This is a genomic window from Methylobacterium sp. W2 (assembly GCF_020662345.1).
GTDB lineage: Bacteria > Pseudomonadota > Alphaproteobacteria > Rhizobiales > Beijerinckiaceae > Methylobacterium.
This window is the reverse complement of record NZ_VMOA01000002.1, coordinates 50,841-64,767: the sequence shown is the minus strand read 5'-3', so window position 1 is coordinate 64,767 and position 13,927 is coordinate 50,841. Positions and strand designations below refer to the sequence as shown.

Here is a 13,927-nt window from a genome sequence, read left to right as displayed (position 1 = left end):
CAGGGTAGGCCGGTTCCATGGCCAATCCTTCCCCGCCCACGTCTCCGAACAACGATCCGCGCCGTCCCGAGCCGATCCCGCTCACGGTGCTCACCGGCTTCCTCGGAGCCGGCAAGACCACGCTCCTCAACCGGATGCTGCGCGATCCGGCCCTGTCGGACACCGTGGTCATCGTCAACGAGTTCGGCGAGATCGGCCTCGATCACCTCCTGATCGAGACGGTGGACGAGGACATGATCCTGCTCGGCGCCGGGTGCCTGTGCTGCACCGTGCGCGGCGACCTCATCGCCACCCTCGAAGATCTGCTGCGCAAGCGCGACAATGGCCGCATCACGCCGTTCCGCCGGGTCGTCATCGAGACGACGGGCCTCGCAGACCCGGCCCCGATCCTCCACGCGCTGATCTACCATCCCTATCTCGCCCTGCGGTACCGGCTGCAGGCCGTCGTCACCGTGGTGGACGCGGTCAACGGCGCGTCCACCCTCGACGCTCATCCCGAGGCCCTGCGCCAGGTCGCCGTGGCTGACAGGATCGTGCTGGCGAAGGAGGATCTCGTTGACACCGGCAGCGACGCCCTGCGCGCCCGCCTCCGGATCCTCAATCCCACGGCGCCCATTCATGGCCCCGACGTGGCGCCGTCGGAGCTTCTTGGCGGGTTTTTCGGCCTGGACGGCAAGAGCGAGGATATCCGTGCTTGGCTCGGCGCCGAGGCCTTCCCGGACCACGATCATCATCACGGCCACCACCATCACGACGTGAACCGCCACGATGCCGCGATCCGGGCCTTCACCCTCACCAGCGACGTGCCGGTGAAGCGGGCGGCCTTCGAGATGTTCCTCGATCTCCTGCGGTCCGGACACGGCCCGAAGCTCCTGCGCTTGAAGGGGCTGGTGGCGCTCGCCGACGAACCGGATCGTCCCGTGGTGGTCCACGGCGTCCAGCATGTCATCCATATGCCGGTCCAGCTCGCCGCATGGCCCGACGACGATCACCGCTCGCGCCTCGTCCTGATCGTGCGCGATCTCGATCCGGCCTTCGTCACCGGCCTGTGGGATGCCTTCCTCGGGCGTCCGAGGATCGATGCGCCCGATGCCGCCGCTCTGACGGCCAATCCGCTGGCGATTCCCGGAGGCTAGGTCACCGGTCTCTTCGGCAGGACCCGTCCTGTTTCGGGAATGGCTGGGCGGCATTCATTTTGATTCTATATACCATGCTTGGCCGTATGGCGGAGAGTGATGTTCCATTTCGGAACACATCGGTAGCGGAATCACCGAATGAGACAGGGGCTGAGCATCATCGAGGGTGGCCGGTTCGTAGAAGCGGAGCGATTCGGGACGGATGTCGACGCGGGCGGGTGTCGCATCGTCTTGAGGCGGCCCAACGTGGTGGAACCGGTGGAGGTCGACGCGTGGCGCGCGCTCCTGACCCGCATCCGCTGGCCGGAACCGATCTACGCCGACCCTGACTACCTGCTCACCGCGGCCGTGCATCAGTCCGGCGGCCGCGATCTCGTCTTCGCCTTCGCGTGGAGCGGGCAGGGCGAGTTCGCGCGCCTGCGCGGCGTCATTCCCCTGTCCATGCCGCATGGCCTGTGGGGCAACGGCCGGGCGCAGGGCTGGTACCCGCCCGGTCCGGTCGTCGCGCCCACCATCGAGCCCGGGTTCCTCGATGAGGTCGAGGGCGCCTTGCGGGCGGCGGTCAAGGCGGTCCATCCCCGCTCGACGCTGATCATGATCCCGCCCCCCGTCGTGCCCGCACCGGAGGAGACGGTCCTCCTTTCGGAAGCGTCCGAGGCCCAAGTCGTGCCGGCGCGGGATCGTGTGGGCGTGCGGCTTGCCGGACCGTGGACTCGCGATGGCGTCGAGATCGAGCGCATCACCGAGCCCTTCCGCATCCGCGATGCCGTCGAGGCCTATCTCTCGTTCGATGCGCGGGTGTCCGGAAACCCGATCGTTCGGGATCCGTCCGCCTCGTCCATGGTCAGGGTTGTGACGCGGCGCTTCGCCCAGAGGCGCCAGACCAGCGTCGATTTCGCGCGCAAGGATGGCGTCATCGTCGCAGCGGCCCTGCGCCTCGGCGCCGGTCCGGGCTCGATCGTATGGCGGCAGGCCGAGACGCGGGCGGCCTGACCGTCCTATACGCTCCGGATATCAGAGGCCGAACCGGCCTCTACTCGTCCTCGCCGAACTTGTTGGCGAGGAGGTCGGTGATGGCTTGGAGGCAAGCTTCGGCATCGCTGCCAGAGGCCACCACGGCGATGGAGGTGCCCTGTGCCGCGCCGAGGGTGAGCAGGCCCATGATCGAGCGTCCGCCCACGGTCTCGCCCGAGCGCGTGACGGTCACCGCAGCCTCGAACTTCTCCACCGTCTGTACGAACTTGGCCGAAGCTCGCGCGTGCAGTCCGCGCCGGTTGATGACCGGAAGGATCCTCAAGTGGCCGCCCTCCGGGACCATGATCTCGGGCTCGACATCGTCGTCGTCGTAAGCGTCGCTCATGGGCCTGTGCCGTCCCTGTCCTGTCCCTGTGGCCGGGTCCGCCAACATTTAGCCCGCTGCGTCCGGCCCGATCCTCGTCCAGTGATGGCACGACCGCGCCGGGACAACGCCGCGGAAAATCGCCACGCTTGCCTGATAAGCCGGCAGAGGATGTTTGGGAAAGTCCGTTCGTCTCGCGGAAGTATTATTTGCCTGCGAGGACGCGCGAGGCGACGTTGATGTACTTCCGGCCCGCCTCCTGAGCATGGAGCACCGCATCTCCCAGGGGCTCGGCATCGCGGACGCTGGCGAGCTTGATCAGCATCGGAAGGTTGATTCCAGCCACCACCTCCACCGTCCCGCCATTCATGCAGGACAAAGCGAGGTTGGAGGGCGTGCCGCCGAACATGTCGGTGAGCACGACAACGCCCTTGCCGGTATCGACCCGGTCCACGGCGGAGACGATGTCGAGCCTGCGCAACTCCATATCGTCTTCGGGGCCGATCGTGATCGTCTCGATCTGCTTTTGCGGACCGACTACGTGTTCAAGGGCAGCCTTGAACTCGGTGGCGAGCAGCCCGTGGGTGACAAGCACCATTCCAATCATAGACGCGTGTTCCGACACCCAGTGGGAGCCGCCATTTTGTGCAGCGCAAGGTCAGACGCAAGACGAGAGTCAAGTTTTGCGTCTCCTAGCCCCAGGATCATGTCATGTGGGTGCGCGCCACGCTATATGGGATGGCCGAATTCGCATGAGACGGTGCGGAGGTGCGTCCGTGGGGCAACGCTTGCCCTCGTGATAAGGGCATCGAGCACGAGACCCGGCGCCAATGCGCAGTCGCGGATGCTGCGGTCCAGCATGATCCGGCGAATCGCGACGCCGAGGATATCCACCGGATCCAGGGGTGTGTCGGGCAGTCGTGGCAGTGTCCCGACGAGATCGACCACGAGGCGGATGACGGCCGCATCGGCCAGCGGGGATGCCCGGACGAGCCCCACGCCCCGGATCTCGATCAGCCCACGAAGGGCGGGATGGCCGCGCGCAACGATGCGTCCGTGATGGTGGGTGAGCCCGATACGGTCGTCGCCCACCAGCGCGGCGTATCCGCCCTCCTGCCGCGCCCGATCGAGGAGAGCGAGGGCCAGGGACGATTTGCCGGCGCCGGATTCACCCCTGATGAGGATGCCCGCCTCTCCCAGGACCAGGCAAGTGGCGTGGACCGTGAGGGCCTGCGAGGGGAGGAACCGGTCCACGGGCCGGTGCGCCTAGCGGGTGACCGCGGGGAGCCGCACGACGAACCGCGCACCACGCACCGTCGCTTCCCCGTTCTCGTCGGCGGGTCCGGGGCGGTTCGCGGCCCTGATCGTGCCGCGATGGGCCTGGACGATCTGGCGCGAGATCGAGAGGCCGAGGCCCGAATTCTGACCGAACCCCTGCTCCGGCCGGTCCGTGTAGAAACGCTCGAAGATGCGCTCCAGGGCGTGTTCGGGAATGCCGGGGCCCTCGTCCTCGACGATCAGCTCGACCTCGGCGCGGACCCGGCGGAGGGCCACCCGTACCTTGGCATCGGGGGGTGAGAACGAGCGGGCGTTGTCGAGGAGGTTGTTGACGACCTGTCCGAGCCGGCTGTCATGCCCGAAGATCATGAAGGGGGCCTCCACGTCGCCGGGGGGCGTGTCCACGTCGAACTGGATGAGGGCGTCCTTCGGGCGCCGCCGCTCGTTGGCGACGGAGACCACCGTCGTCATCAGCTTGTGCAGATCGACCTTGCGCGCCTCGGCGCGGGCGAGCTCCGCATCGAGGCGCGAGGCGTCGGAAATGTCGCTGATGAGGCGGTCGAGGCGCTTCACGTCGTGCTGGATGATGGCGAGCAGGCGCGAACGGGAATCGTCGGACTTGGCGAGGGGCAGCGTCTCCACGGCGCTGCGCAGGGAGGTGAGGGGGTTCTTCAGCTCGTGGCTCACATCGGCGGCGAAGCTCTCGATGGCGTCGATGCGCCGGTAGAGGGCCTGGGTCATGTCGCGCAGGGCACCGGACAGGTGGCCGATCTCGTCGGTCCTGCCGGTGAAATCGGGGATTTCCTCGCGCGACTTGATGCCGAGGCGGACCTTCTCGGCGGCGTCCGCAAGGCGGCGGACCGGCCCGGCAATGGCGCCGGCCAGCAGGATCGACAGGACCAGCATGACGGAGGCTGCGATGAGGAAGACCTGGAGCAGGCCGAACCGCTCCGAGGCGATGACCCGGTCGATGTCGCCTCCTTGGGTCGAGAGCATCAGCGCGCCGCGCACCGCGCCGGAGCGCAGGATCGGGACCGCCACGGAGACGTTGGTCTCACCCGCCTCGTTGCGGCGGACCAGGGTGCCGCGTGCGCCGCCGAGGGCGACCTGGACCTCCTTCAGGCTATGGCCGCTCGCGGGGCCGACCTCCTCCAGAACCGGCGTTCGGGCGGTGCCGAACAGCCTAGCCTGGATGAACTCCCAGGCCTGTTCGAGGAAATTGCGCTTGCTCCGCACGACGATGCCGTCGCTGCGGCTCATCTCGCCGCGGGCCGAGAGCGTACGGGTGTCGAACAGCAGGCCGCCATCCTGGTCGTAGACCCGCGCGCGGTTGCCGGTGGGCGTGATGAGGCGGCGCAGGAGCGGCGCCACCCGCTCGGGATTGAGGGAAAAGGTGAGCGGCGAGGGGGTGTCGTCGCCCGCGCCGTTCTCTCCGGCCTGAAGCTGGAGCAGCTTGTCGGGATCGATGCGGATCGCGTCGGTATCCACCGAGGCCGAGGAGGAGATCGCCCCGGCGATGATCTCGCCCTGGATCAGCAGGCTCTGCACCCGCGCCTGGATCAGCCCCTGCCGGAACTGGTTCAGGTAGAGGAAGCCGAACAGCAGGGCGATCAACCCGACGAGGTTGAGGACGACGATCCGGCGGGTCAGGCTCGACGAGGCGCGCTGGCCGATGCCGCGCCAGATCGTGCGCGGCAGGGCGAGGAGGCCGCGTTGCGGGGCGTCGGCTTGGTCTTGGGAATCCACGATCGTCCGGGGTTGGAGAGCCGGCCCGGAATGGGCGCCATCGTTGCAGGGAAAACACCGCCACGGAACGCCTCAAAACACCGCCACGCGACGCCGAAACCCGTCCGTTCGGGAAGGCGGCGCGTGGCGGTGCCGGCGGTGCGGGAGTTCGACGTCCGTGGGTCGCGCTCAGCCTTCCTTGAAGCGGTAGCCGACGCCGTACAGGGTCTCGATCATGTCGAAGTTGGTGTCGACCACCTTGAACTTCTTGCGCAGGCGCTTGATGTGGCTGTCGATGGTGCGGTCGTCCACATAGACCTGATCGTCATAGGCCGCGTCCATCAGGGCGTTGCGGCTCTTCACGACGCCGGGCCGGTGGGCCAGCGCCTGCAGGATCAGGAACTCGGTCACCGTGAGGGTGACGGCCTCGCCCTTCCAGGTGCAGGTGTGCCGCTCCGGGTCCATCATCAGCAGGCCGCGCTCCAGGGAGCGGGCGGCGGCATCCGCCTCGCGCGCGGCGGCGCCCGGCCCGTCCTTGGGGGCGAACCGGCGAAGCACGGCTTTGACCCGCTCCACCAGGAGGCGCTGCGAGAACGGCTTATGGATGAAATCGTCGGCGCCCATCTTGAGGCCGAAGAGCTCGTCGATCTCCTCGTCCTTCGAGGTCAGGAAGATCACCGGAAGGTCGGATTTCTGGCGCAGGCGGCGCAGCAGCTCCATCCCGTCCATGCGCGGCATCTTGATGTCGAAGATCGCGAGATCGGGGGGCGAGTGCTTCAGGCCGTCGAGGGCCGAGGCGCCGTCGGTATAGGTCTGGATCCGGTAGCCTTCGGTCTCGAGGGCGATCGAGACGGAGGTGAGGATGTTTCTATCGTCGTCCACGAGGGCGATGGTGGGCATGTCGCGTTCCCTGTTGCTCGGATGCGGCCTTCGCGGACGTCGGTTCGCTTTTGTCGTCTCCACATCCCGCCCTCGGAAGACGAGGGCCGGCAAGACGCGCTGGCGAACCCTTCGGAAGCGGGGCCGCATTCGCGCGGAGAGTCAGGCTGTGTAAAGACTTCGGTTGAAAAAAGCGAGCTTGCTCGGTGGATAGGTCGGTTTGACGCTTGACTGAGGCCGTCGTGCCGCAGTCCGGCGGCCTCGCGCAAGCGGTCCGAGAACCCCTATCATCGCGATTCTGAATGAAGGCCGGCGGTCGGAAAGTCCGGTCCGAGACCACATGAGAGCAGGGTGCACCATGGCTGACGGCGAGCGGATCGAAGATGGTCGGGGCGAGGCGGGGGAGGCACCGCCGCAGCGGCGGGGGCCTGCCGTCCCGCTTCCGGCCTCGGAGGCCCCATTCGACGCGATCGGCCTTGCCCGGCATCTCCTGCGCAGCATCCGCTCCGGGGCGTTGGCGACCCTCGACGCCGAGGACGGCACGCCCTTCGCTTCCCTGGTGACGATCGCCACGGATGTGGACGGAACGCCGCTGATGCTGCTCTCGCGCCTCTCGGCGCATACGCGCAACCTCCTGGCCGATCCGCGCGCCTCGCTGCTGTTCAGTGCCGGCGGCAAGGGCGATCCCCTGGCCCATCCCCGCCTCACCGTCACCGGCCGGGTGAGCCGGACGACGGAGCCGCGCATCCGCGAGCGTTTCGTCGCCCGCCACCCGAAGGCGAAGCTCTATGCGGATTTCCCCGATTTCGGTTTCTTCGCCCTCGAAGTGAGCGCCGGGCATCTCAACGGGGGCTTTGCCAAGGCGGCGACGCTGACCCCCGCCGAACTCCGCCTCGACCTGTCGGGGGCCGAGACCCTGATCGCCGGGGAGCGCGGGGCGGTGGAGCACATGAATGCGGACCATGCGGACGCCCTCGCCCTCTACGCCAAGGCCGAGGGCGGCGGCGACGGGCCCTGGCGCCTCACCGGCCTCGACCCGGAGGGCATGGATCTCCTGGCCGGCGACCGGACCGCGCGCATCCGCTATCCGGCGCCGGTCACCGACATGGGCGGCCTGCGCAAGGTCCTGGTGGCGATGGCCGCCAAGGCGCGCGAGGCCCCGGCATCCGGCGAATGACTACGCATTCGAAACGACTCTGCGCCTAGGAGGAGCGAGGCGGCGTCCCATCGGGGCGCCCATCGACAGGGTAGAGAGCGGTGCGCAGGCGCGGGGAGCGGGGGCAACACTCGGCGGTGGCGGCCATGATGGTCTTCGCCCTCGCCATTGCGCTTCCCCTCGTGGTGCTCGCCGTCGTCACCACCGATTGGTACGTGACCGCCGAGCGAGCCCGTCTGCAGACGATGGGGCAGCTCACCGGAGACCATCTTCGCGAGCGCCTCGACCGCGATCTCTCCGAGATGAGCGCGATGGCCAGGACCCTGGCGACCTCGCCCTCCATCGACGCCGAGGATTGGGGGCGGTTCGACGCCCAGGGCAGGGCACTCGTGGACACCACCGAATTCACGGTGTCCCTCGTCCATGTCGATGGCCGCCAGATCGTCAACACGCGCGTGCCCGCCGGTACGGCCATGCCGTCCTCCCCCCGTCCCGACCTCGCCGCGTCCCTGATCGCGACCCGGCGCCCGGTCATCTCTCCGGTGATCAAGAGCGTGGTCACCGGGGCCGACATCGTCCTGATCTGCGCGCCGGTCCTGCGCGGCGGCGCGCCGGAGATGTTCGTCTCCATTGCGGTGCGCACGGATCACTTCGCCCGCCTGATCGCACAGGCGGAGATCGACGACCCGTTCTCCGCCGTGTTCGTCGATGGCGCGAAGCGCATCGTCGCGCGGACCGGCAATGCGCCGACCCGCTCAGCTTCCTCGGCGAAGGAGCCGCCCCCGCCTCCGGCCAGGCTCCAGCGCCTGGAGGATTGGGAGAAGGCGGAGGCCAGCGTCATGGAATTCCACCACCGCTCCGGACTCTCCGATTGGACGGTGGTCACCGGCCTGGACCGGGAGGCGTTCGAGGCCCCGCTCCATCGTTCGCTGGCTGTCCTGGGCTTCCTCGCCGTGGCGCTGCTCGGCAGTGGCGGGATCGTCGCCTGGATCTATGCCCGGCAGGTGGCCAGGGCGGTGGGGAACCTGAAACGGGCCGCCGGGGCGATCGGGCGCGGCGACCCCGTCGACCTTCCCGCCAGCGAGATCCGCGAAGTCGAGCAGATCGGCCGGGCGCTCGTGACGGCGTCCCGCGTCTCGGCCGAGCAGCGCGCCGCCATCGCCGAGGCCAATGCCAGCCTGGAGGTTCGGGTGGCCGAGCGCGGCCGTGAACTCGCGGCGAGCCGGGCACATTACCAGCTCCTCGCCGAGACCATGACCGACATCGTCATCCTGCGTCATGCCGATTGGCGCATCGCCTATCTCTCGCCCTCGGGCGCTGCGCTGTTCGGCACGGAAGGGTCGGATTTCGACCCGCGCGAGCGTATCCATCCCGACGATCTGGCCGCCTTCACCGCCGCGGATGCCCGCCTCGGCCCCGGCCGGCCGAGCATCGTCTCCCTGTTCCGGATGCGCCACGCGGATGGCCGCTCGATCTGGATCGAGGCGGTCAACGACCTTCTGACCTCGGCGGAGCCGGGGGCGCCCAACGTGATCTCGACCCTGCGGGACGTGACGAAGCGGCAGGATCAGGCCGACGAAGTGCGCATGGCCCGCGATGCCGCCGAACTGGCCCAGGCCAAGGCCGAGAATGCGAGCCGGGCGAAATCCGAGTTCATGAACCTCATGAGCCACGAGATCCGGACGCCGCTGACCACGATCAAGGGCTTCACCGATCTCCTCGCGCACACGACAGGGCTCTCGCCCGACCAGGTCCGCTATCTCGCCCTCATGGGGGCGGCCACCGACACCCTCCTCGGCACGGTGGACGACGTTCTCGACTATGCCCGGGCCGGGGAGGGCGACCTGCGCCTCGACAGCCTCCCCCTCGACCTGCCCGCCCTGGTGAGTGGGACGGCCGACCTCCTGAGGCCCATGGCCGAGACGAGGGGGATCGCCATCGACGTGGTCGTGGCCTGCGAAGGGGTCCGCCACATCCTGGGCGACGAGCGCCGCCTGAGGCAGATCCTCCTCAACCTGCTCAACGACGCCATCGGCACGCTGCGCCGGGGCACCGTCACCCTCGCGCTGCAGGGGCCGCGCCGCGGCGAGCCGGTCGAGCGCTGGCGCGTGGCCGTCACCGCCCGTGCCGGCGAAGACCCGGAGCAGTCCGCATTCCGTACCGTGGCCCTCGACGGCAGCGGCCTCGGCTTCATCATCGCCCAGCGCCTCGTCGGCCTCATGGGGGGCGGGCGCATCGACCGGAGCACGCCGCCGGGCGAGACGGCGTCTTACCGGTTCTCCCTCTCCCTCGCGCCGGCGCCGGTGCTGACACGACCCGCCCCGGCCCCGAGCCCGGACGCGGCCTTGGCCGGTCGCATCCTCGTGGTGGAGGACAACCCGATCAACCAGGAAGTCGTCCAGGCGATGCTGAAGCGCCTCGGCTACGGCATCGACATGGTGCCCGGCGGAGAGGCGGCCATCCTGGCGGTACAGGCCCGCGCCTACGACCTCGTCCTCATGGATGTGTCGATGCCCGGAATGGACGGGGCCACGGCCATCCGGCGAATCCGCGCCCTGCAGCACCCTGCACGCCGGGTGCCGATCGTGGCCATGAGCGCCAGCATGATGCCGGACCGGGTTCGGACCCTCACGGAGGCCGGCGCCAACGGCCATCTCGGCAAGCCGTTCGATCTCCCGACCCTGTCGCGGGTGGTGGCTGAGCAGATCTCGTCCATCGTCCTGCGCGAGAGCGAGGCGGGCAGGCCGACGCTGGAACGGCCGCCGATCTTCGAGCAGAGTGCCTTCGACGCCCTGAATGCCGAGATCGGCGAGGAAGCGGCCCGCGAGGCCGTCTGCGCCTTCGTCAGGCTGGTCGATCGTTTCGGGGCCGACATGGACGCCGCCGGCGCGGAGTCGCTGGCCGCCCAGGCCGACAGGACGGGATTCCGCGACCTCGCCAAGGCCTGCCGGACCTTCGCCGCGTTGCCCGCCGGTGCCGCGCGGGACGAGGCCCACGGGCGCTGCCTCATCGCCCGCGACCTGATGAACCGCATGGTCCACGAGATCACGGGGCCGACCATGCCCGAGATCCGCCAGACCGTGGCCCTGCTCTGAGTGTTTCTCACACACCTTCCGCTGCGCCGTCGTGCCTCGAGAGAGAAGCGACCGTGACCAGGAGTTGTCAGAGTCGCTCGGAAAGTGACTAGCGTCCTCGTCTGCGCGGCGGCGAATGCGCGGTTCTCCCTTCGGGTCGAGGCAGGACTCCTTGGAACGTCCACGTCGGTCGCCATGACGAAGACGCCGATCGGTCCCTGCAAGGGCGCGGCGAAACGCGACGCATCGAGCTGTCCATTCGATGCTCTCATCACGCCCGAGGGATCGTGGAAGGCGGATGGGGCAGACGGCCCAGGTACGGTCACGGTGATGTTCAGCGCGGAGATCGACCTATCCATGCCGCGCCGCATGTGACCGCACGACCCCTTCATACCTCATGAGGAACGGAGTCCACGACCTCATAAGGTCGAGTGAGCTATTTCCCGCTATAGCGAAAAATAGCTTGCTGCTGCCATTAAGCGCCCCTACATCTAATCGTGTGACCGCGACCTGGGACGAGCATAAGCGCAAGGCCAACCTGCTCAAGCACGGGCTGGACTTCGCCGACTTCGATGCGTCGTTCGATGCGGAGCGGGCCATGATCCTTCCGACCCGCCCCAGCCGCACAGGGCGCGTCCGTCACATGCTGATCGGCGAATGGAACGGCGTCCTCGTCGTCGCCGTCATCGTCTCGCCCCTCGGGACCGAAGCTCTCGATATCGTCAGCATCCGCCCCGCCAGCGCGAAGGAAAGGAAGACCTATGACGACCATCAATCGCAAACCTGAGGGCGTCAGCTTCTCCCAGGAGGACTGGGACGAGGTGTCCGACACCCCGGAGGCCACCGACGCCGAACTCGCCGAAATGCGCCCCCTCAAGGAAGGGGCGCCGGAGATCTACAAACTCATAACGAAGCGCGGGCGCGGCCGACCGCCCGTCGAGGCCCCCAAGGTGAACCTGACGCTCCGCGTCGATCCCGCCGTGCTCGACGCCTACAAGGCGACGGGCGCGGGCTGGCAGACGCGGATGCACGAGGCCCTGGCGAGGGGCGCGGGCGAGCTGGCGCGATGACGGGCGAACGGATCTATTCGGTCGCGCTTCGCCGGGAGGAGGATGGCACGCTCCACCCCTATTGCTCTGCCGTACCGGAAGCGATCGCCTTGGGGGCGACCCGCGAGGAGGCATTGCAGGACATGGGCGAGGCCCTGTTGGCCGTCCGGCGGGCGCAGGAGCGCTGTGGCCTTCCTATGCCGCCGCCAACCGAGGGGCGCGACCACGTGCGGGCGCGGCTCCGCTTGGCGTGCCGGTGCCGCACTGCTATCTCCCGACGCGCGTCCACACACCGAAAAGCCGTGCGCCGGGCCCGTCCTTACGCCGACGGACCGCGACCGCGCCGGAGACAGACCCCTCGATGACCACCGTCCCCATCGACAACATCCGTAATTTCTCCATCGTCGCGCATATCGACCATGGCAAGTCGACGCTGGCCGACCGGCTGATCCAGACCACCGGCACGGTGGCGCTCCGCGACATGAGCGAGCAGATGCTCGACTCGATGGACATCGAGAAGGAGCGCGGCATCACCATCAAGGCCCAGACCGTGCGCCTCGAATACCGCGCGGAGGACGGCAAGGACTACATCCTCAACCTGATGGACACCCCCGGCCACGTGGACTTCGCCTACGAGGTGTCGCGGTCGCTCGCCGCCTGCGAGGGCTCGCTCCTCGTGGTCGACGCCTCCCAGGGCGTCGAGGCGCAGACCCTGGCCAACGTCTACCAGGCGCTGGACGCCAACCACGAGATCGTCCCCGTCCTCAACAAGATCGACCTGCCGGCGGCGGAGCCCGAGCGCATCCGCGCCCAGATCGAGGAGGTGATCGGCATCGACGCCTCCGAGGCGGTGGCGATCTCGGCCAAAAGCGGCCTCAACATCGAGGCGGTGCTGGAGGCCATCGTCAAGCGCCTGCCGCCGCCCAAGGGCGACCGCGACGCGCCCCTGAAGGCGCTTCTGGTGGACAGCTGGTACGACGTCTATCTCGGCGTCGTCGTGCTGGTGCGCATCGTCGACGGCGTGCTCAAGAAGGGCATGAACATCCGCATGATGCGGGCCGACGCCGTGCACGGGGTCGACAAGATCGGCGTGTTCCGGCCCAAGATGGCCGATATCGGCGAACTCGGCCCCGGCGAGGTCGGCTTCTTCACCGGCTCGATCAAGGAGGTCGCCGATACCCGCGTGGGCGACACGCTCACCGAAGACAAGCGCCCCTGCAAGGAGATGCTGGCGGGCTTCAAGGACGTGCAGTCGGTGGTGTTCTGCGGGCTCTTCCCCGTGGATGCCGCCGAGTTCGAGACCCTGCGCAGCGCCATGAGCAAGCTCCGGCTCAACGACGCGTCGTTCTCGTATGAAATGGAGACGAGCGCGGCCCTCGGCTTCGGCTTCCGCTGCGGCTTCCTCGGGCTGCTCCATCTCGAGATCATCCAGGAGCGCCTGGAGCGCGAGTTCAACCTCGACCTGATCTCGACGGCGCCTTCCGTGGTCTACCGCCTGCAGATGACGGACGGGACGATCAAGGAGTTGCACAACCCGGCCGACATGCCGGACGTGATGAAGATCACCGCCATCGAGGAGCCGTGGATCCGCGCCACCATCCTCACCCCCGACGAGTATCTCGGCGGCGTCCTCAAGCTGTGCCAGGACCGGCGCGGGACCCAGGTCGATCTCAACTACGTCGGCAAGCGCGCCATGGTCGTCTACGACCTGCCGCTCAACGAGGTGGTGTTCGATTTCTACGACCGCCTGAAATCGATCTCGAAGGGCTACGCCTCGTTCGACTACCACATCTCGGATTACCGCGAGGGCGACCTCGTGAAGATGTCGATCCTCGTCAATGCCGAGCCCGTGGACGCCCTCTCCATGCTGGTCCACCGCAGCCGCGCCGAACATCGCGGCCGGGCCATGTGCGAGAAGCTGAAGGATCTGATCCCGCGCCACCTGTTCCAGATCCCGGTCCAGGCGGCTTTGGGCGGCAAGATCATCGCCCGCGAGACCATCAAGGCCCTCTCCAAGGACGTCACCGCCAAGTGCTACGGCGGCGACATCTCGCGCAAGCGCAAGCTCTTGGACAAGCAGAAGGAGGGCAAGAAGAAGATGCGCCAGTTCGGCCGCGTGGAGATCCCGCAGGAGGCGTTCATCGCCGCCCTGAAGATGGACGATTGAGCCGGAGCCGGAGCCGGAGCGGGTGCCGCCGTCTCCACCTCCGATTGTGCTCCGGGGCGTTTAACCATGCGTTAAGGCCCGTGGCTCAGGGTCGGCGGCACGCTGTGTCCTGTCTCGAAAGGCG

Annotated in this window: 12 protein-coding genes; 7 read left to right on the top strand and 5 right to left on the bottom strand. The window is 68.1% G+C overall.

The window, feature by feature from the left end; translation table 11 throughout:
• Positions 1-17 precede the first annotated feature (17 nt).
• Together FPV16_RS01565 and FPV16_RS01560 are read left to right on the top strand one after the other, a co-directional pair.
• Positions 18-1,136, top strand: a complete 1,119-nt coding sequence (locus FPV16_RS01565; RefSeq protein WP_227435615.1) for a CobW family GTP-binding protein — start codon at positions 18-20, stop codon at positions 1,134-1,136.
• A gap of 138 nt (positions 1,137-1,274) precedes the next feature.
• Positions 1,275-2,129 carry a hypothetical protein gene (locus FPV16_RS01560; RefSeq protein ID WP_227435612.1) on the top strand — a complete coding sequence of 285 codons (855 nt, stop codon included), beginning with the start codon at positions 1,275-1,277 and terminating at the stop codon, positions 2,127-2,129.
• Positions 2,130-2,169: 40 nt separating this feature from the next.
• On the opposite strand, the gene FPV16_RS01555 is transcribed toward FPV16_RS01560, so the two are convergent.
• The 5 genes from FPV16_RS01555 to FPV16_RS01535 all read right to left on the bottom strand — a co-directional run bounded on the left by FPV16_RS01555 (position 2,170) and on the right by FPV16_RS01535 (position 6,378).
• Positions 2,170-2,496, bottom strand: coding sequence for an HPr family phosphocarrier protein (locus FPV16_RS01555; RefSeq protein ID WP_227435611.1), 327 nt, complete (start codon positions 2,494-2,496; stop codon positions 2,170-2,172).
• 184 nt (positions 2,497-2,680) lie between these two features.
• The gene (locus tag FPV16_RS01550; protein WP_027171161.1) at positions 2,681-3,082 is read right to left on the bottom strand and encodes a PTS sugar transporter subunit IIA; all 402 of its coding nucleotides are present in this window, start codon (positions 3,080-3,082) and stop codon (positions 2,681-2,683) included.
• A 122-nt stretch (positions 3,083-3,204) separates the two neighbouring features.
• Positions 3,205-3,729, bottom strand: a complete 525-nt coding sequence (locus tag FPV16_RS01545; RefSeq protein ID WP_227435609.1) for an HPr kinase/phosphorylase — start codon at positions 3,727-3,729, stop codon at positions 3,205-3,207.
• Positions 3,730-3,741: 12 nt separating this feature from the next.
• Positions 3,742-5,499 (bottom strand): stimulus-sensing domain-containing protein, encoded by a 1,758-nt coding sequence (locus FPV16_RS01540; protein ID WP_413629144.1) that lies wholly within the window; start codon positions 5,497-5,499, stop codon positions 3,742-3,744.
• A gap of 168 nt (positions 5,500-5,667) precedes the next feature.
• Positions 5,668-6,378 (bottom strand): response regulator transcription factor, encoded by a 711-nt coding sequence (locus FPV16_RS01535; protein ID WP_018046124.1) that lies wholly within the window; start codon positions 6,376-6,378, stop codon positions 5,668-5,670.
• A 337-nt stretch (positions 6,379-6,715) separates the two neighbouring features.
• Here FPV16_RS01535 and FPV16_RS01530 point away from each other — a divergent pair, with 337 nt between their 5' ends.
• From FPV16_RS01530 to lepA, 5 genes are all read left to right on the top strand, one after another.
• Complete coding sequence (locus FPV16_RS01530) at positions 6,716-7,534, top strand: HugZ family protein (protein WP_227435608.1); 819 nt, start codon at positions 6,716-6,718, stop codon at positions 7,532-7,534.
• 125 nt (positions 7,535-7,659) lie between these two features.
• Positions 7,660-10,608, top strand: coding sequence for a response regulator (locus FPV16_RS01525; RefSeq protein ID WP_227435606.1), 2,949 nt, complete (start codon positions 7,660-7,662; stop codon positions 10,606-10,608).
• 478 nt (positions 10,609-11,086) lie between these two features.
• On the top strand, positions 11,087-11,374 hold the full coding sequence (locus FPV16_RS01520) for a BrnT family toxin (protein ID WP_227435604.1): 288 nt from the start codon (positions 11,087-11,089) through the stop codon (positions 11,372-11,374).
• Positions 11,349-11,657: a BrnA antitoxin family protein gene (locus FPV16_RS01515; protein ID WP_227435602.1), complete on the top strand. Its 309-nt coding sequence runs from the start codon at positions 11,349-11,351 to the stop codon at positions 11,655-11,657. The genes FPV16_RS01520 and FPV16_RS01515 overlap by 26 nt, the downstream gene beginning before the upstream one ends.
• Positions 11,658-11,997: 340 nt before the next feature.
• Positions 11,998-13,803 carry a translation elongation factor 4 gene (gene lepA / locus FPV16_RS01510; RefSeq protein ID WP_027171154.1) on the top strand — a complete coding sequence of 602 codons (1,806 nt, stop codon included), beginning with the start codon at positions 11,998-12,000 and terminating at the stop codon, positions 13,801-13,803.
• Positions 13,804-13,927: the final 124 nt, after the last annotated feature.